Source organism: Catenulispora sp. EB89, from assembly GCF_041261445.1.
GTDB lineage: Bacteria > Actinomycetota > Actinomycetes > Streptomycetales > Catenulisporaceae > Catenulispora.
Map to the genome: position 1 here is coordinate 19,422 of NZ_JBGCCU010000034.1, position 18,873 is coordinate 38,294.

General features: G+C 70.3%; 16 protein-coding genes. 9 read left to right on the forward strand and 7 right to left on the reverse strand.

What is annotated here, in order from left to right; translation table 11 throughout:
- Positions 1-20: 20 nt before the first annotated feature.
- From ABH920_RS44040 to ABH920_RS44055, 4 genes are read right to left on the reverse strand one after another with little or no spacing between them, the layout of a single operon-like run.
- A complete protein-coding gene (locus ABH920_RS44040; RefSeq protein ID WP_370355304.1) occupies positions 21-941 on the reverse strand; it encodes an ABC transporter substrate-binding protein in 921 nt (306 codons plus the stop codon).
- Positions 942-988: 47 nt separating this feature from the next.
- Positions 989-1,687: an ABC transporter permease gene (locus tag ABH920_RS44045; RefSeq protein WP_370355305.1), complete on the reverse strand. Its 699-nt coding sequence runs from the start codon at positions 1,685-1,687 to the stop codon at positions 989-991.
- Positions 1,663-2,313 carry an ABC transporter permease gene (locus ABH920_RS44050; protein WP_370355306.1) on the reverse strand — a complete coding sequence of 217 codons (651 nt, stop codon included), beginning with the start codon at positions 2,311-2,313 and terminating at the stop codon, positions 1,663-1,665. Before ABH920_RS44050 ends, ABH920_RS44045 begins: the two co-directional genes overlap by 25 nt.
- Complete coding sequence (locus tag ABH920_RS44055) at positions 2,313-3,653, reverse strand: ABC transporter ATP-binding protein (RefSeq protein ID WP_370355307.1); 1,341 nt, start codon at positions 3,651-3,653, stop codon at positions 2,313-2,315. The genes ABH920_RS44050 and ABH920_RS44055 overlap by 1 nt, the downstream gene beginning before the upstream one ends.
- Before the next feature lie 152 nt (positions 3,654-3,805).
- Here ABH920_RS44055 and ABH920_RS44060 point away from each other — a divergent pair, with 152 nt between their 5' ends.
- From ABH920_RS44060 to ABH920_RS44090, 7 genes are all read left to right on the forward strand, one after another.
- On the forward strand, positions 3,806-4,936 hold the full coding sequence (locus tag ABH920_RS44060) for an NAD(P)H-dependent flavin oxidoreductase (RefSeq protein ID WP_370355308.1): 1,131 nt from the start codon (positions 3,806-3,808) through the stop codon (positions 4,934-4,936).
- 350 nt (positions 4,937-5,286) lie between these two features.
- The gene (locus ABH920_RS44065) at positions 5,287-6,174 is read left to right on the forward strand and encodes an aminoglycoside phosphotransferase family protein (protein WP_370355309.1); all 888 of its coding nucleotides are present in this window, start codon (positions 5,287-5,289) and stop codon (positions 6,172-6,174) included.
- Between the two features lie 147 nt (positions 6,175-6,321).
- Positions 6,322-7,890 (forward strand): acyl-CoA synthetase, encoded by a 1,569-nt coding sequence (locus tag ABH920_RS44070; RefSeq protein ID WP_370355310.1) that lies wholly within the window; start codon positions 6,322-6,324, stop codon positions 7,888-7,890.
- 15 nt (positions 7,891-7,905) lie between these two features.
- Positions 7,906-8,907 (forward strand): Zn-ribbon domain-containing OB-fold protein, encoded by a 1,002-nt coding sequence (locus ABH920_RS44075; protein ID WP_370355311.1) that lies wholly within the window; start codon positions 7,906-7,908, stop codon positions 8,905-8,907.
- Complete coding sequence (locus ABH920_RS44080; protein ID WP_370355312.1) at positions 8,907-9,854, forward strand: thiolase domain-containing protein; 948 nt, start codon at positions 8,907-8,909, stop codon at positions 9,852-9,854. Before ABH920_RS44075 ends, ABH920_RS44080 begins: the two co-directional genes overlap by 1 nt.
- 2 nt (positions 9,855-9,856) lie before the next feature.
- A complete protein-coding gene (locus tag ABH920_RS44085) occupies positions 9,857-11,038 on the forward strand; it encodes a thiolase domain-containing protein (RefSeq protein WP_370355313.1) in 1,182 nt (393 codons plus the stop codon).
- 221 nt (positions 11,039-11,259) lie between these two features.
- On the forward strand, positions 11,260-12,345 hold the full coding sequence (locus tag ABH920_RS44090) for an ABC transporter ATP-binding protein (protein WP_370355314.1): 1,086 nt from the start codon (positions 11,260-11,262) through the stop codon (positions 12,343-12,345).
- A 244-nt stretch (positions 12,346-12,589) separates the two neighbouring features.
- Here ABH920_RS44090 and ABH920_RS44095 read toward each other — a convergent pair whose 3' ends face one another.
- The 3 genes from ABH920_RS44095 to ABH920_RS44105 form a co-directional block, all read right to left on the reverse strand.
- Complete coding sequence (locus tag ABH920_RS44095) at positions 12,590-13,327, reverse strand: hypothetical protein (protein WP_370355315.1); 738 nt, start codon at positions 13,325-13,327, stop codon at positions 12,590-12,592.
- 938 nt (positions 13,328-14,265) lie between these two features.
- Positions 14,266-14,889: a hypothetical protein gene (locus ABH920_RS44100; RefSeq protein ID WP_370355316.1), complete on the reverse strand. Its 624-nt coding sequence runs from the start codon at positions 14,887-14,889 to the stop codon at positions 14,266-14,268.
- A 196-nt stretch (positions 14,890-15,085) separates the two neighbouring features.
- Positions 15,086-15,448: a cupin domain-containing protein gene (locus tag ABH920_RS44105; RefSeq protein ID WP_370355317.1), complete on the reverse strand. Its 363-nt coding sequence runs from the start codon at positions 15,446-15,448 to the stop codon at positions 15,086-15,088.
- A gap of 75 nt (positions 15,449-15,523) precedes the next feature.
- On the opposite strand from ABH920_RS44105, the gene ABH920_RS44110 reads away from it, so the two are divergent.
- Both ABH920_RS44110 and def read left to right on the forward strand, forming a co-directional pair.
- The gene (locus tag ABH920_RS44110; protein ID WP_370355318.1) at positions 15,524-18,199 is read left to right on the forward strand and encodes a primosomal protein N'; all 2,676 of its coding nucleotides are present in this window, start codon (positions 15,524-15,526) and stop codon (positions 18,197-18,199) included.
- A 122-nt stretch (positions 18,200-18,321) separates the two neighbouring features.
- Positions 18,322-18,873 (forward strand): peptide deformylase, encoded by a 552-nt coding sequence (def, locus tag ABH920_RS44115; RefSeq protein WP_370355319.1) that lies wholly within the window; start codon positions 18,322-18,324, stop codon positions 18,871-18,873.

The window sequence follows — 18,873 nt, forward strand, 5'->3', positions numbered from 1 at the left end:
AGATGCGGACACCTTGCCGCCTACCGCAGCTTCGCCGCCTTCAGCCAGTCGTCCGCGACCACGTCGATATCCCGCTTCTGATTCATGACCTGCGCCATCATCCCCGCCAGCGCCGCCGTGTCCAGCTTCGCCGACACCTCGTTCAGCGTCGCCACCGCGACCGGCGTCATGCTGTCGCGGTAGGCCAGCGGCGTCACGTTCTGCGCGGTGAACACCTGCTCGGGGTCGGCCAGGACCTTGAAGCCGCGCGAGGTGATGTTCGGGTCCGTCGTGAACAGGGTCGCGACCTGGACCGAGCCGTCGGCGAGGGCCTTGACCGTGATCGGGCCGGCGGTGTCGAGGGAGGCGAAGCTCTTGAAGGTCAGGCCGTACTTGTCCTTCAGGCCAGGCAGGCCCTGGTAGCGCTCCTTGAACTCCGGCGGTCCGCCGATGCTCATCGAGGGTGCGTACGGTGCCAGGTCCGCGATCGACGCCAGGTGGTCCTTCGCGGCCGTCGCGGCGGTGACCACCAGGGCGTTCTTGTCCTCGGCCGGGGAGGAGTCCAGGATCTCCAGCTTCGCGGGGAGCAACGCCCGCAGCTCGGCGTTGATGTCCGCGGTGGTGGCGGCGCGCGTCTTCGAGTCCAGATACGCCAGCAGCGCGCCGTTGTACTCCGGCAGCACCGTCAGCGAACCCTGCTGCACCTGCTGGTACAGCACCTCGCGGCTGCCGACGTTGAACCGGACGCCGACCTTCACGCCCTTCGCCTTCAGCGCCGAGGCGTAGATGTCCGCCAGCAGCACGTTCTCCGGGAAGTTGGCCGAACCGACCGTCACCTGGCCCTTTTTCGGGCCCGGGACCAGCGGGTTGCCGCTGGTGCAGGCGGTGATCGCGAGTGCGGCCGCGGCCAGGGTGGTGGCCGCGGCCGTCGTCGACAGCAGGGTGCTGGAGGTCTTGCTCATGCGGGGCGTCCTTCGTGCGTGCTGAAAGCCGGCCCCCCTGCTTGGCGCTAAACGGTCTGTTTCTTCTGCCTCAATCCCGGAGACACCAACAACTTCCGCAGGACCGCGAAGAACACCAGGTTCAGAATCGCCGCGACCACGATCAGGATCGCGCCCCCGGCCACCATCCCGTAGTCCGTCGTCGCCAGCCCGTCGATCACGAACCGCCCCAGCCCCCCGAACGACGAGTACGCCGCGATCGCCGTGTTCGCCACCGCGTTCACCGCCGCGAACTGGAACCCGGTCAGGATCAGCGGCAGCGCCGCCGGCACCTCCGCCCGCCACAGCACCTGCCACGGCCGCAGGCCCATGCCCTTGGCCGCGTCGGTGAGCTGCGGGTCGACGTTCCGCACGCCCTCGTACGTGTTCAGCAGGATCGGCGGCACGGTCAGCGCCACCAGCGGGATCATCACGGCGCGGAACTTCACGCCCATGACCACCACCAGCAGCACCACCAGGCCCAGCGTCGGCAGCGCGCGGGCCACGTTCGCCAGCGAGGTGACCAGCAGCCCGCCGCGCTTGATGTGCCCGGTGAGCAGGCCCAGCGGGAAGGCGATCAGAGCCCCGATGAGCACCGCCTCCACCGAGTACTCGAAGTGCTGCAGGAACCTGGTCGGGATCCCGTCGGACCCGTGCCAGTTCGCCGCCGTGGTCAGCCAGCCCCAGGCCTGGCTCAGGACGTTCACGCCGACCTCCGCTTGTTCCACGGCGTGAGCAGCCGCTGGGTGACCACCAGGAGCAGGTCGCAGGCCAGCGCCAGCGCCACGATCACCACGATGCCGGTGATCGCCAGGTCCGACCGGCTCAGCTGCGCCGCCGCCGTGAACAGGGCGCCGAACGCCCCCACGCCGATGACCGTGCCGACGCTGACCATGCTGACGTTCCCGACCGTCGCCACCCGCAGCCCGGCCATGATCGGCGGCACCGCCAGCGGCAGGTCCACGGCGATCAGGCGGCGCGCGCCGGTGTAGCCCATGGCCACGGCGGCCAGGCGGACGTCCTCGGGGATCCCGCGCACGCCCTCGACGATGTTCGGGACCAGCGCGGCGAGGCTGTAGAACGACAGCGGGATGATGACCGTGGTCTGCGTCAGTCCGGTGGAGGGGACCAGCAGCACGAACAGCGCGATGGACGGCAGCGAGTAGATGACGGTCAGCAAACCGACCATCGCCGGGTAGATCTTCGGGAAGCGCACGCACAGCAGCGCCACCGGCATCGCGATGATCAGCCCGAACAGCACCGACAGCAGGGCCATCGTGAGCTGTTGCTGGATCAGCGAACCGTATGTGCCCAGGTAGCTGGGGATGTGGGGGAACAGGCCCGCGGACCTCATCAGACGGTCTCCGGGTCGTCGCCGGTGCCGGTGTCAGAATCGCCGCCGCCGGTCACCTGGCCGCCGATCTGGTCGGTCGCCGGGTTGACGATCCCGCCGGTGCCGGTGTCCGGAACAGCGTCGCTGATCTCGGAAACACTGTCGCTGCCGCCCGGAGAACTGTCGCCGATTCCGGAACCGCCGATCGGCTCGGCATCCGGGCTCGCGCCGTGCACGATCTCCGGAGCACTCGTGCCCTGAGCCGTCCTGATCGCCGGCACCAGTTCCTCGACCGACGCCACGCCGATGACCCGGCCGTCGTCCCCGACTCCCACCGCCCGGCTCGACGGGGACAGGATCGCCGAGTCCAGCGCCGCGCGCAGCGAGTCCGTCTCGGCGTCGAACGTGTGCCCGTAGGACGTCAGGTCCCCGACCGGTACCCGGCTCAGGTCCCCGTCGGCCGGCACCTGGTCGGCCGGCAGCCAGCCCAGCGGCTTGTGCTCGCCGTCCACCACCAGCAGCCACGGTTGCGAACCGCGGCGCGCCAGCACCTCGGCGGCCGGGGCGTCGAACGCCACCACCGGCTCGGGCCGCAGCGGCACGCCGGAGGCGGAGAAGAAGGACAGCCGCCGCACGCCGCGGTCCAGTCCCAGGAAGCTCTCCACGAACGCGTTCTTCGGGTGCGCCAGCAGCTCGGTCGGGGTGTCGAACTGCTCCAGCACCCCGCCGGTGTTCAGCACCGCGACCTTGTCGCCGAGCTGGATCGCCTCGTCGATGTCGTGCGTGACGAACAGGATCGTCTTGCTCAGCTCCGACTGGAGCCGCAGCAGCTCGGTCTGCAGGTCCTTGCGCACCACCGGGTCCACGGCGCTGAAGGGCTCGTCCATCAGCAGCACCGGTGGATCGGCGGCCAGCGCCCGCGCCACGCCGACGCGCTGCTGCTGGCCTCCGGAGAGCTGGAACGGGTAGCGCTTGGCGTGGGACTCCTCGAGCCCGACGGTCGTCAGCAGCTCCATGGCCCGCTCGCGCGCCCTGTCCCGGGACCAGCCCAGCAGCCGCGGCACGGTCATCACGTTGGCCAGCACCGTCCGGTGCGGGAACAGCCCGGCGTTCTGGATCACGTAGCCGATCCCGCGCCGCAGCTCCGGCGCGGACTTCGACCGCACGTCCACCCCGTCGATGAGGATCTCGCCGCTGGTGGGGTCGATCATCCGGTTGACCATCCGCAGCAGGGTGGTCTTGCCCGACCCCGACGGACCGACCAGGACCGTGATGCGGCCGCTCTCGGCGGTCAGGTCGGTCGCGGCGACAGCCACCGTCCCGTCCGGGTAGGTCTTTCCGACCTGCACGAAGGAAATCACCCCGCGAGCCTAGCCGCTCGGTAGGTCAAAGGTCGGTCAAGTACCGGCAAGTACCGGCAAGCTCCACGATGCGAACAGGGCCTGTCTCAATCTTATGATCCGACTACTAGAACCTGTTGCAGTTTTGCGCGCGGGCCCCTACCGTCCGCACCATGCGAACCCCGCTCTCGGCATCCCTGGGCCTCGAATTCCCCCTGTTCGCGTTCAGCCACTGCCGCGACGTCGTCGCGGCGGTCACCCGGGCCGGGGGCCTGGGCGTCCTGGGCGCCGTCTACTTCACCCCCGACGAGCTGGAGACCGAGCTGCGCTGGCTGGACGCGCACACCGACGGCAAGCCGTACGGCGTCGACGTCGTCATGCCGGCCTCGGTCTCCACGTCCGTGGACGAGGTCTCCGCCAAGGACTCGGCACGCACGAGCATGGAGGAGACGCTCAAGTCCTACATCCCCGCTCAGCACCGCGACTTCGTCGAGGGCATCCTCGACAAGTACGAGGTGCCCGACCTCCCCGCCGGCGGCGACCACAGCCACCAGCTCCTGGGCTGGACCGACGCCACCGCGCGGCCGCAGGTCGAGGTCGCCCTCGACCACCCGATCGCGCTGCTGGCCAGCGCGCTGGGCCCGCTGCCCGCCGACATCGTGGAGCTGGCGCACCGGAACAACGTGCGCACCGCGGGCCTGGCCTCCAGCGCGCACCACGCGCGCAAGCAGGTCGACTCCGGCGTCGACATCATCGTCGCGCAGGGCACCGAGGCCGGAGGCCACACCGGCGAGATCTCCACCATGGTGCTGATCCCCGAGGTGGTCGACGCGGTCGGGGACACCCCGGTGCTGGCGGCCGGCGGCATCGGCAACGGACGCCAGGTCGCGGCCGCGATGGCGCTGGGCGCGCAGGGCGCCTGGACCGGTTCGATCTGGCTGACGGTCGCGGAGGCCGACACCGATCCGCGCGTGGTCCCCAAGCTGCTCGCCGCGTCCTCGCGCGACACCGTCCGCTCCCGCGCGCTCACCGGCAAGCCGGCCCGCCAGCTGCGCACCGACTGGACCGACGCCTGGGAAGGCGCTGATTCCCCCGGCGCGCTGCCGATGCCGTTGCAGTACATGCTGGTCTCCGAGGCGCACCGCCGGATCGCGCGCGCCGGGCGCACCGAGCTGATGGGGATGCCGGTCGGGCAGATCGTCGGCTCGATGACCGAGGTGCGACCGGTGCGGGAGGTGATCTACCAGCTGGTCGAGGAGTACGCGGCGGCCGTCGAGCGGCTCGGGGCGATCACCGATGCCTGAGACCGATGCCTGACGACCGATGCCTGACGACCGATGCCTGAGACCGATGCCTGAGACCGATGCCTGACGACCGAGGTATGACATCCGAAGCATGACAGACGTCTGCTGACAGACACGGCGGCTGTTCGCGACTGCGAACGCCCGTAAGGGGTACAGGCGGAAAATCATCCACATCCGCCGATAACCGTGCGGTCACCGCCTGTCACACCGTACTCTGCGAACTGGCACCGGTGACCCCTGCGGTCGCGGTGCCCCAACCGGTCGCGCCGAGGGCAGACGCGAACGGGGCACCGGGGTCTCTTTCCGCGCTCTAGAGGCCCCGGTGTCGGCTGTTCGGCTAGCGTGAGCCGATGGGCGACTTCGTATATGAGCAGAGCCTGGTCCAGGCCTTGTTGCGGGAACAGCACCCTGATCTGGCGGACCTGGAGATCCGGGACGTCGCCGGTGGTTGGGGCAACCAGCAGTTCCGTCTCGGGGGCGAACTGGCGGTGCGACTTCCGCGCTACGGCGAAGCCCCCTTGCAACTGCGCCACGAACAGAAGTGGCTGCCGGTGTTGGCCGAGCGGCTGCCGCTGCCGGTTCCCGTGCCGGTGCGCATCGGTGAACCCTCGGAACTGTTCGAGCATCCCTGGACGGTGATGCGCTGGGTCGAGGGCGAGCCGGCCGATCGGGCGCCGATCACCCGTGCCGAATCGGCGGACAGCCTGGCGGCCTTCCTGGCCGCGCTGCACCACGATGCCCCCGACGACGCTCCGGCCAATCCCCGGCACGCCGGTCCGAGCACCGTGCAGCCGGGGGATTTCGAGCGATGGCTGGACAAGATCCAGGGCCATCCGAGCGCCGGGGACGCGCTGAAGGTGTGGCAGAAGGCTGTCGCCGCGCCGGTCTGGCGGGGAGCGCCGCAGTTCCTGCACGGAGATCTGCATCCGGCCAACGTGATCGTCCGGGACGGCGAGCTCGCCGGGGTGGTCGACTTCGGGGACATGGGGGCCGGCGACCCGGCGATCGACCTGTCGGCGGCCTGGATCCTGCTTCCCGCGGGCTCGGCGAGCCGGTTCTTCGAGGCCTATGGTCGCGCCGACGACGCTGACATCACACGCGCCCGGGGTTGGGCGGTGATGCGGGCCCTGAATCTGATCGCGATCGGCCGGGCCGGGCGGCTGGGCAAGCCCGGGGGCAAGCCGACCTGGGAACCGGCCGGGTACGCCACGTTGGAGCGTGCGCTGGCTGAGGTTTGAGAGCTGTCGGCAGGGCTGTTTTCGGTGGTCAATCGGACCAATAAGAACTCGTTCTAGTTTCGCCCCGCGAAACCCTTGCAGCCTCTCAGGGGCCGTGTTGTACTCCACTACTGACGATCCATCAGATGGAGTAGGCGGGAGTCGCGCATGGCAGGGCTGGGTTTCTGGAAGATCGCGCAAGCCGACCCCGACTGGACCGCCGTCATCGAGGAGGCCGGCGCCGAACACAAGGCCGGCGACGTCCTGGCGCGCGCCAACCAGACCGTGCACGCGCTGCGCGCCCTCGGCCTGGCCGACGGCGACGGGCTCACGCTGCTGATGCCGAACCTGGTCGAGATGGTCGAGATCTACGCCGCCGCGCTCCAGGCCGCCTGGTACTACACGCCGATCAACTTCCACCTGGCCGGACCCGAGGTCGCCTACATCGTCCACGACGCCGAGGCCAAGGCGTTCTTCTGCCACGCGCGGTTCGCCGACATCGGCCTGGCCGCCGTCGCCGAGCTGGAGAAGGAGGGGCACGGCCTGCCGAAGGAGGCGCTGATCAGCGTCGGCGGCGACATCCCCGGCTTCACGCCGCTCGCGCAGTTCCGTGCCGGCCACAGCACCGACCTGCCCGAGAACCGCAGCTACGGCACCGCGATGCACTACACCTCCGGCACCACCGGCAAGCCCAAGGGCGTGCGGCGCGCGCTGTCGGGTCAGGACCCGGACATGATGGCCGAGATGGGGACCGTCCTGCCCGGCTTCTTCGGCATCAGGCCTTTGGGCGGCGGCGTGCACCTGGTCACCTCGCCGAACTACCACACCGCGGTCACGCAGTTCGGCGGCACCGCGCTGCAGATGGGCCACACGCTGGCGCTGATGGACAAGTGGACGCCGGAGGGCACGCTGGAGATGATCCAGCGGACCGGGGCCACGCACACCCACATGGTCCCGACGCAGTTCCACCGCATGCTGCACCTGCCGGACGAGGTGAAGCAGCGCTACGACGTCTCCTCGATGAAGGTCGCGATCCACGCCGCCGCGCCGTGCCCGCAGCACGTCAAGCGCGCCATGCTCGACTGGTGGGGCCCGGTGATCTACGAGTACTACGCCGCGACCGAGGGCGGCGGCACCATCGCCACCCCCGAGGAGTGGATCGCGCATCCCGGCACGGTCGGCAAGGCCTGGCCGATCAGCGAGGTCAAGGCGCTGGACGACGACGGCGGCGAGGTGCCGCTCGGCACCCCGGGCACCGTCTACATGAAGATGGGCGTCGGCGACTTCGAGTACAAGGGCGACAAGGCCAAGACCGAGGCGAACCGGCGCGACGGCTTCTTCACCGTCGGCGACATCGGCTACTTCGACGCGGACGGCTTCCTCTACCTGTGCGACCGGAAGATCGACATGATCATCTCCGGCGGCGTCAACATCTACCCGGCCGAGATCGAGGGCGAGCTGCTGCGGCATCCGGCGGTCGGGGACGTCGCGGTGTTCGGCATCCCGGACGAGGACTGGGGCGAGCAGATCAAGGCCGTGGTGGAGCTCAACGAGGAGTATTCAGCCTCTGACGAGCTGGCCCAGGAGATCATCGCCTCCCTGGACGGCCGGTTGGCGCGGCTGAAGTGGCCCAAGACGCTGGACTTCATCGACCAGCTGCCGCGCGAGCCCAACGGGAAGCTGTTCAAACGGCGGCTGCGCGACCCGTACTGGGCCGGTCACCAGAGCGCGATCTGAGACGCGGGGGCCACGATGACGACTCAGGCTTCTTCGGCTTCCCAGACCTCTGACGAGCGGGTACTGCATGTCCTGGAGTTCCCCGGCGGCTACACCCGCTCCACCGGCCCGGTGATCGGACGCTTCCTGACCGGCCTGCGGTCCGGCCGGATCTACGGCGTGCGGACGCCCGACGGCAAGGTCCTGATCCCGCCGACCGAATACGACCCGGTGACCGCGGCCGCGCTCGGCGCCGCGGACGAGGACTGGGTCGAGGTCGGCCCGGCCGGCACCGTGACCAGCTGGACCTGGGTCGACGAGCCGCGCGGGGACCATCCGCTGGACCGGCCCTTCGCCTGGGCGCTGATCCGGCCGGACGGCGCGGACACCGCGCTGCTGCACGTCGTGGACAGCGGCTCGAAGGCCGCCATGGCGACCGGGATGCGGGTGCACGCGACGTGGCGGGCCGAGCGGACCGGCTCGGTCAAGGACATCGCGGCGTTCGCGCCGGGGGAGGGGCCGGCCGAGGTGCCGGTTCTGGCCGGCGAGGCGGAGCTCGAACCGGTCTCGGTGGTCACGCTGCCGCACCGTCTGGAGTACCGGCTGCGCGGCGGGACGGTGTGGAACCACTTCATCGACGGCATGGCGGTGGGGCAGATCCGCGGGACGCGGTGCGCGGCGTGCGGAAAGGTCTACGTTCCGCCGCGCGGCGCGTGCCCGGCGGACGGGCTGCCCGCGACCGAGTGGGTCGATCTTCCGGACACCGGCGTGCTGACCACGTTCGCGGTCAACAACGTGCCGGCGGCCGGCGCGCCTGAGGTGCCGTTCATCAGCGGTTATGTGCTGCTGGACGGTGCCGACATCGCGATGCTCGTGCTGGTGTCCGACGTGCCGTGGCAGGACGTGCGGATCGGGATGCGGGTGCGGGCGGTGTGGGTGCCGGAGGCTGAGCGGACGCGGTCGGTGAAGAACCTGAAGTGGTTCGCGCCGAGCGGCGAACCCGACGTCCCCTACGAGCGCTTTGAGGAGTACGTGTGATGAGGGACGTCGCGGTCGTCGGCTTCGCGCAGAGCGAGCACAGCTTCTCCGACCTCGGCTGGACCGAGGCGGACCTGGTCATGCCGGTGGTGAACGAGGTGCTGGAGACCACCGGGCTGAAGCGGTCCGAGATCGGCTTCACCTGCTCGGGGTCCAACGACTACCTGGTCGGGACGCCGTTCTCGTTCGTCGCGGCGCTGGACACCATCGGCGCGTGGCCGCCGATCGCCGAGAGCCATGTCGAGCAGGACGCGGCGTGGGCGCTGTACGAGGCGTGGGTGCGGATCCAGCACGGCGACATCGACACGGCGCTGGTGTACGGGTTCGGCAAGGGCACGGTCGGCGACCATGTGGGCATCAGTTCCCTGGGATACGACCCCTACTACCTCGCGCCGCTGGTGCCGGGGCATGTGGCGATGGCCGGGCTCCAGGCGCGGGCTTTGAAGGACGCCGGGTTCGACGTCGATCCGGATCCGACGGCGCCGCCGGCCACCGACGGCGCGGCGGCGGTGATTCTGGCGGCCGGGGATGTGGCGCGGCGGGTGCGTGCGCGGCCGGCGTGGATCACCGGTATCGACCATCGGATCGAGCCGCACAGCGTCGGGGCGCGGGATCTGACGCGGAGCGATTCGGCTCGGCAGGCTGCTGAGCGTGCCGGGGTCGGGTCCGGCTCCGGTGCTGTCGATTTCGCTGAGCTGCATACGCGGTTCGACCACGAGGAAGTGTTGCTGCGGCGCGAGTTGGGCCTCGACGAGAAGACCGTGGTGAACGCCTCCGGCGGGCCGCGGAAGGCTGATCCGATCATGGCGACCGGGTTGATCCGGATCGGCGAGGCCGCGGCCCGGATCCACGACGGGAGCGCCGGCCGGACGGTCGCGCACGCCACCGCGGGGCCGTGCCTCCAGCACAACTTGGTGTGTGTGCTCGATTCCGAAGGGCAGGACTGACCATGGGCAACCGTTGCGCCGTGATCGGCGTCGGTCAGACCGCGTACCGGACCAAGCGTGCCGACGTCTCGCTGGCCGGGCTGGTGCGGGAGGCGGCCTTGCGGGCGCTGGAGGACGCCGGGCTGACGTTCGCCGACATCGACTCGGTGGTGCTCGGCAAGGCGCCGGACATGTTCGAGGGCGTCGCCACGCCCGAGCTGTATTTGGCCGACGCGCTCGGGGCCGCCGGGAAGCCGATGATGCGCGTGCACACCGCCGGCTCGGTCGGCGGCTCGACGGCGCTGGTCGGGACCTCGCAGGTGCAGGCCGGGGTGCACGAGCGGGTGCTGGTGGTGGCGTTCGAGAAGCAGTCGGAGTCGAACGCGACGTGGGCGCTGTCCACGCACTCGCCGTTCTCCGCCTCGCTGGTGGTCGGGGCCGGCGGGTACTTCGCGCCGTATATCCGGGCCTACATACGGCAGTCCGGTGCTCCCGGCAATATCGGGATGATGGTCGCGGTCAAGGACAGAATCAATGCCTTGCGTAATCCCTACGCGCATTTGAAGATCCCGAACATCGACCTCGCGATGGTCGAGGAATCGATGATGTTGTGGGATCCCATTCGCTATCTGGAGACCTGCCCTTCCTCCGACGGCGCGGTGGCGATGGTGCTGGGCTCGGAGCGGGCCGCCGCGGCCGCGGCGGCGGCGACCGGGCGGCGTCCGGCGTGGGTGCACGGCGCGGCGATGCGGTCGGAGCCGATGGGGATGGCCGGGCGGGACAGCGTGGACCCGCGGGCCGGGCGGGACTGCGCGGCCGACGTGTACCGGCAGGCCGGTGTGACCGAGCCGCGGCGGCAGTTCGCGGCGGCCGAGGTGTATGTGCCGTTCTCTTGGTACGAGCCGATGTGGCTGGAGAACCTGGGGTTCGCCGAGAAGGGCGCGGGCTGGAAGCTGACCGAGGCCGGCGCGACCGCGTTCGACGGGGACATCCCGTGGAACCCGTCCGGGGGCGTGCTTTCGTCGAACCCGATCGGGGCCTCGGGCATGATCCGGTTCGCCGAGGCCGCGCAGCAGGTGCGCGGCCAGGCCGGGGAGCATCAGGTGGCTGCCGCCGCGGACGGTTCGCGGCTGGCTTTGGGGCACGCTTATGGCGGCGGGTCCCAATTCTTCGCGATGTGGGCGGTGGGCGCGAACAAGCCGTAGCCGCACTGATCGTTTCAGGGTTGTTTCGAACAGCCGGACATGAGAATTCAACATTTTGCTCAGGTCATATGCCGCACTTGGCGTCATTCCGGCGCCGCGCCGAAGCGTAAAATAGGAAGGGTATTGCGACGCCGTTCGGCTCGGCGTAACGTCCGCGTTCAACACCGGCGCGGAAGGGCTGAACGCGGCCGGTCACATGGGCTGAAGTGCGGTGAGACGGTGTGGCGACAGTCGATTTCATTCAGGCGAGTTGCACGTACCCGGAGGGGAAACGCAAAGCGGTTGACAATCTGACGCTTTCGGTGGCGGACGGCGAGTTCCTGGTGCTGCTGGGACCGTCCGGCTGCGGCAAGACCACGGCCCTGCGCATGCTCGCCGGGCTGGAGGACGTCCAGACAGGTCAGGTCCTGGTCGACGGCGAGGATCTGGAAGGCGTCGCACCGGGCGAACGCGACCTGGCGATGGTGTTCCAGAGCTACGCCCTGTTCCCGCACATGTCGGTCGCCCGGAACCTCGGCTTCCGCATGGAACTCGCCGGCGCCCCGCCCTCGGCCGTATCGCGCCGCGTCCGCCGCATCGCCGCCGAACTGGACCTGAGCGACCGCCTGGACCGCCTGCCGAAGACCCTCTCCGGCGGCGAACAGCAGCGCGTCGCGATCGGCCGCGCGATGGTGCGCGAACCGCGGGTGTTCTTGATGGACGAGCCGCTGGGGGCGCTGGACGCGAAGCTGCGCGCCTCGGCGCGCGCCCGCATCGCGGAGATGCAGCGCAAGAGCGGCATCACGACCCTGTACGTGACCCACGACCAGGTCGAGGCGATGGCGATGGGCGACCGCATCGCGATCATGAACCGCGGGACGCTTCAGCAGGTCGACACCCCGCGCAGGCTGTACGACCACCCGGTGAACGAGTTCGTGGCGGGATTCGTGGGCTCGCCGGCGATGAACCTGGTGCCCGGCACGTACAAGCACGGATGGGCGCTGATCGGCGAGTCGGACGTGTACGAGGTACCGGTGGAGGTGGCGGCGCCACTGACGTCACCGTCGGTGCTGGTTGGCTTCCGACCGGAGCACGCCACGTTCGCGGCGCCGGGGTACGGGATTTACACGACGGTGAGCTTGGTGGAGCGGCTCGGGCATACGGCGTACGTGTACTGCGAGATGGGCGTGGGGCGGGGGCGGCGGACGGTGATTGTTCGGTGCGAGGAGTATGAGGCGCCTCGGGCTGGGGCTCAGGTCGGGGTGGTGCCGGATCCTCGGGAGATTCATTTGTTTGATGGGGCTAGTGGGTTGCGGGTGGGGCGGTAGGTCGGGGGTGCGGGCTGTCTGGTTGATGACCGCAGACTGCAGACTGCAGACTGCAGATCGCTGACCGCTGACCGCTGACCGCTGACCGCCTACCGGTTGGCCGCAGGCTGGTTGCCGCCGATCATTGCCTGCCTGCCTGCCTGCCTGCCTGCCTACCGCCGACGGTGCGGTGCTTGATGCTTGCTGGTCGAGCGCTGAGTTGTGCTCGTCGCCGCTTGCCGGTTGTGTCCTTGTCCCTGCTCGCCTATCGCTGGGTTGTGGCGATGATGCGTGCGGAGAGCGCGTCGAGCTCCTGTTCGCCCTGTGCGAGCTGGGCTTGCGCGGCCTGGTAGTACGCGGGGTGGTTGCTCGCGGCAGCCAGTGCGTCGGTGGCGCCGGCGACGTAGGCGCTGAGCGCGGCCTGCCAGGCGGTGGCCCCGACGTTGTCGGGCATGGCGGCCAGTTGCCCGACGCCCCCGACCTCGTCGCACAGGCCCTTGGCGGCAGCGGGGACGGCGGCGGCGTCCTGCTGAACGATGATGCCGTGCAGCGCGGCGGCGTTGGCCCGCAGAGCGTTGACGCTGGGAGTGGCCATGATGGCCCAGCCACCGATCGAGGAGATCGTCCCGCTGCCGCCGCTGACGGACTTGGCGTTGCCGAGCGCCGCCGCGCACGAGGCGCTGGCCCCGGCCGCCGCCGGGTTGCCGGTGCTGGGAGTGGCGCTGGGACTCGGGCTGGCACTGCTGGTGGCGGCCGCGGGGCTCGCCACGGCGGCGTTGCCGTTGGAGCCGGCGCCGCCTCCGCCAGTCGCCGAAGCGGCGGCGCTGGCGGAGCTCGAGCTGCCGGTGTTGGTCGACAGCAGGTGCCACCCGAACGGCCCGACGGCACCTACCACGGCGAGCGCCGCCACGACCCCGAACGCGATCCGGCGGTCGAAACGGTCGTCAGCCGCACCGGACTCGTCATCGTGGGCCGGGGGCGGTTCGGGCGGCGTTGTGGTCATGCATCCACGGTCGGACGGGCTGAGAGCGGGTGCCAGCCGGGTGGGCCGTATGGCCTATGGCCGAGGTATCGGGGCGTTGATATCTATCTCGCACATTTGTGCCGGACGGTGAAGCGGGGCACTACGGGGAATGATGCGGGCGCGGCAAGGCTTGGCGGTCGGCTGCGGATGGTGATGTGGTGCGCGCGGGCGTTGGGGTGGCCGTGGTTGTGACTGGCGTGCGGGTGCCGGGTTCGTGGCGTGCCGGAGCGGGCCGGTTGGTGGGGTTGCTCGGGCGGCGCTGCTGTCAGGTGCCGGGTGCCTGGTGCCGGCGCGGCGGCGGGTGGGTGCGGCGTCGGCGGTGTGGCGCGCGGGAGATTAGGCGGCCGTGTGTCCGCGAGCAGCGCATGGGTGGCGGGGGTGCGGCGTGCCTGAGCGCATCGGGCGGTTGAGGGTGCTTGCCGGAGGTGCGGCGCCGGCGGCGTGGCCGGTCGGTGGTTGCTCGGGCGGCGCTGCCGGGTGCAGGCGAGGCGGCGGCGTCGGCGGTATGGCGCGCGGGAGATTAGGCGGCCGTATGTCCGCGAGCAGCGCATGGGCGGCGGGGGCGTGGCGTGCCCGAGCGCGTCGGGCGGCTGGGGGCGCTGGCCGGAGGTGCGGCGTCGGCCGCGTGGCCGGTCGGTGGTTGCGCGGGCGGCGCAGGTGCCAGGTGCCGGCGAGGCGGCGGGTGGGTGCGGCCTCGGTGTCGTGGCCGGTCGGTGGTTGCTCAGGCGGCGCAGATGCTGGCGAGTCGTTGGCCGTTGCTGGAGGTGCGGCGTCGGCGCTGTGTGGCGCGCGGGGGTTGCGTGGGTGGCCCCGCTGGCGAAGTGGTGGGGGCTCGGCAGGGGTGCGGCGTGGGTGGTGGTAGCGCTGGCTGGGGCGCGCGCGGCCGGTCCGGGGCGCTTGGCGCCGCGTGGAAGTGCTCAGGCTGCGTTGGGGGTGCGGGTGGCGGTGTCGCCGGGTTTGGGGGCGTCGGTGCCGACGTCGGTGCCTACGGTGGGGTGGGCTGGGGTGGTGGAGGCGGCGATGGCGATGGTGCTCAGGAGTGCTGCTGCTGCGAGGGAGATCAGGGTGCCGGTGGCGTGGGGGTGGATGGACATCAGCCAGATGGCCCAGGTGGCGGCTATGGCGGTGATGCGGGCGCTCGCTAGGAGGACCGGGTCGCGGATCAGGGTGGCCAGGTGTGGGGGGAGGGGGCCTTCGGGGGCGGCGTTGGCGGCGTCGAGGAGGCGGGTGGCGGGGCGGCCGCTGAAGCCGCCGCCGACTACGGAGATGGCGACCACGATGCCTATGGCCGCTACCACCCAGGCGTCGCCGAAGTGGAAGGCGGGGTCGTGCGCCACCAGGGCCAGGCCGCAGCCGGTCATCAGGAGGGTGGCCAGGGGCATCAGGACGGGGAGGGCTCGGGCGGCGCGGACCGCCAGGCGGAGTTCGGCGACGGTGGTGGCGCGGCTCGCCGCGGTGACCGCGTAGACCTCCAGGCCTATGCCGGCGACCAGGACGACGGTGCCTATCACGTGGCCGAAGAGCAGCCAGGCGTCGATCATGGTGGTTCCCCCTCGGAGCTTCTGGTTTCCTCTGGCTTCTGCCTTGTCTCCCCGCGGCTTGCCCCTGGTCCGCTTCAGTTCGTTTCAGCCCGGTTCAGTCCGTTCAATCGGGGTGATTCGGTGTGAAGTGGATGAAATCAGGATAGGTCGGGGGGTTGTGGGTATGCCAGCGCCCGAATGGGTGAAGTGTGGGGAACTAGACAGTCGCCTGATATACCTTGCGCAGGGTTTCGTGTACGGTCCAGCGGGTCTTCGCGCCCTCGGTGAGCAGTGCCACGTCGCCGGGGCCGACTTCCAGTGTCGTGCCGTCCTCGAACTCGATCGTCGCGCGGCCCGACAGCACCACGAACAGCTCGTCCGCCTCCGTGTCGGTCACCACGCCGGGCGTCATCTGCCAGATCCCGCGCAGCACGCGGCCGTCGTCCGACTCGCTCAGCACCAGCTCCGAGACCTCCGGCGTACCGGCGATGACCTGCGACGGGTCCAGGGGGACGGGTTCCAGGGCGGCATCGGCGACGGGGAGGGCGAAGCCTAGAACAGAGGTGCGATCGTCAGACATGCACGGCACCCTATCCACGCCGAACCTGCCCGCCCACGGTACTGGTGTCACCGCTATCGGGTAGAAATTGACACTGTGGAGGCGCTGGAGCAGAAGAACACGGAGGGAAGGCCGGACGACAAGCCGACTGAGGTTCCGTTGCTGGACGTGCCCAATGCCCCCGAAACGCCGTCGCAGACCGCCGTCGACAAGCCGCGGCCGCCGACGGCCGCCGACGATCCCCGGCAGGCCGCGCGGCGCACGGCCCGCCAGTCGGCACGTCAGTCGGCACGTCAGGCCAAGCCCAAGCCGCCGCGCGAACCCGCGGCGGAGCTGCCCTATGCGCAGGTCGTGCTGCACCTTGAACTCAGCCACCTGGACCGCGCCTTCGACTACCTCGTGCCGTCCGATCTGGACGCCGACGCCCAACCCGGCGTCCGGGTCCGCGTCCGCTTCGCCGGTCAGCTCGTCGACGGCTTCGTCATCGGCCGCGTCGCCGAGTCCGACTTCGCCGGCCGCTTCGAGTACCTGCAGAAGGTCGTGTCGCCGCTCCCGGTCCTGACCCCGGAGATCCTGGACCTGGCACGCACTGTCGCCGACCGCTATGCGGGGACGCTTGCAGACGTCCTCCGTCTGGCGGTACCGCCGCGCCACGCGAGCGCGGAGAAGACCTCTGCCAGGGAACCGGATCTGGGCCCTGGAAAGCCCGTCGACGGAGCGCCATGGGGCGTCTATGGCGGCGGTCGCGAGTTCATAAAGGCTCTCCAACGCAAGACGGCGCCCAAGCTCCCGCGCGCGGTGTGGACCTGCCTCCCGGCCACGGACTGGGCCACCGCTATCGCGACCGCCATGTACGCCGTGGCGACCGACGCTGTCGTGTTCCCGGAGCCCGAGCCCGCTCCGGTACCGGCGAGCGCCGAGGGAACCGAGACCGCGGAAGTGGTCGCGGACCCCGACGCGATCGTGATCGCCGACGACCCGGCCATCCCGGACCTCGCCCCCGACCCGACCGATCCCGCGCTCCCGGACCCGGACCTGCCCACCGACTACGACATCGACCCCGAGAACCTCAGGGATCTGGACGACGATCGCTATAGCGACGCCGAAGCCGAATCCCCTACAGAGCTCCCCGATAAAGGTCCGGCCGACGTAGTAAGTGCGGCAGCCAGTGCCAGTGCCAGTGCGGTAGTGAGTAGCGAAACGCACAGCGGAGCCGACCCCCTCCACGTCCCCGGCCGAGGCGCCCTGGCCATCGTCCCCGACCACCGCGACCTGGCCCGCCTGGACGCCGCCCTCACCGAGATCGCCGGCCCCGGCCACCACGTCGTCCTGTCCGAAGAACTCGGCCCCGCCAAGCGCTACCAGAACTGGCTGGCCGTCCTGCGTGGCGACGTGAAGATGGTGATCGGCACGCGCTCCGCCATGTTCGCCCCGGTCGCCGACCTCGGCCTGGTCGCGGTCTGGGACGACGGCGACGACCTCCACGCCGAGCCCCGCGCCCCCTACCCGCACGTCCGCGAAGTCCTTCTTCTGCGTGCGCATTCCACAGGTGCGGCCGCGCTTATCGGCGGCTACACGTGTACCGCGGAAGGTGCGCAACTCGTGGAGAGCCGATGGGCATATCCGCTTACTGCGTTCCGCTCTACTGTGCGCGCGAAGTCGCCCCTGATCCGTACCTCTGGAGAGGAACAGGAGAAGGAGAGGGATCCGGCGGCAGCAGCCGCCCGCCTGCCGAACCTCGCCTGGCGAACCGCGCGCGCCGCCCTCAACGACGGCCCGGTCCTCGTCCAAGTACCGCGCGGCGGCTATGCGCCGTCCCTGGCGTGCATCCGCTGTAGAAAGCACGCGCGCTGCAACCACTGTCACGGCCCTCTGGAACTCTCCTCAGGGCACGCCATGGCGTCCTGCCTATGGTGCGGACGCCCAGCCGGCGGCTGGCGCTGCGACGGCGTCGTCAACGACCGCCCCTGCGGCGGCGACCGCTTCCGCATGCTTACCATCGGCGTCCACCGCACTGCCGAAGAGCTCGGCCGCGCCTTCGCCAACACAAAGGTCATCTTCTCGGCGGGGAACTCCGTCTTGTCGCAGGTGTCCGACAAGTCGGCCCTCGTAGTGGCGACTCCTGGAGCCGAACCCGTAGCGGACGGAGGCTATGCGGCCGCGCTTCTCCTGGACGGCTGGTCCCTTCTGGCTCGAAGAGACCTGCGCGCTGGAGAGGAAGCCCTGCGGCGCTGGCTTAACGCTGCCGCACTGGTACGTCCCGGGGGAGAAGGCGGCAAGGTCGTCATCATGGCCGAGCCGGGACTGGCGCCGGTCCAGGCGCTCGTGCGCTGGGACCCGGTCTGGCACGCCCGCCGAGAACTGGTCGACCGCGGCGAGCTGCACTACCCGCCTCTGGCCCGGGTGGCGGAACTCACCGGTACCCCTGCCGCGGTCGCTGAGGAACTGAGCCTGCTCCGGCTGCCCGAAGCGGCCGAGATCCTCGGCCCGGTCCTGGTGGACGTCCCGAGATCGGACGACCGGGCCGCGCAGAAGCCTGACACCCGGTCCGGCAAGAACACCGACCCCCTGGGCCGTCGGGAGGGAGCAGACCGGCCCCGCGCCGCTGTTGAGGAGGGCCCGCGCCAGCAACTGCACCGCGCGCTGGTCCGCGTCCCCCGCCGCCTCGGCGGAGACCTGGCCGAGGCGGTCCGGGAAGCCCAGGGCGTCCGCAGCGCCCGCAAAGCCGAGGACTGGGTCCGCGTCCGCATCGACCCGGTCCAGATCGGCTGAACACCCTCTGCCCGGTGTGCACAGTGTGCGAGCCGGTACCGACCAGCGACGCTCCGCCACCGCCGCCGGGCTCCGTACACTGGATAGCTGAATCCCGTACACCCATGAACGGAGCGCGACCCTTGACCGTCCAGCCGATCCGCCTCTTCGGCGACCCGGTCCTGACCACCTCGGCCGCGCCGGTCGTCGACTTCGACAAGGAGCTCCGCACCCTTGTCAAGGACCTCAGCGAAACCATGTTGGACGCCCCCGGCACCGGCCTGGCCGCCCCGCAGATCGGCGTGGGCCTGCGGGTCTTCACCTGGCACGTCGACGAACAGCTCGGCCACCTGGTGAATCCCAGCCTGGACCTGTCCGACGAGGAGCAGGAGGGTGACGAGGGCTGTCTGTCCATCCCGGACCTGGCGTTCCCCTGCAAACGCGCCCTGCGCGTGGTCGCCAAGGGCTGGAACATGCACGGCGAGCCGGTGGAGATCGAGGGCAGCGAGCTGCTGGCGCGCTGCATCCAGCATGAGACCGACCACCTGGACGGCGTGCTGTTCATCGACCGCCTGGACCGCGAGTGGCGCAAGAAGGCGATGCGCGCGATCCGGCTGGCCGACTGGGCCAACGAGGGCGGCCCCGAGCCGGTCGTGAAGGTGTCCCCGCACGCGACCTTCGGGCGGGCGATCTGA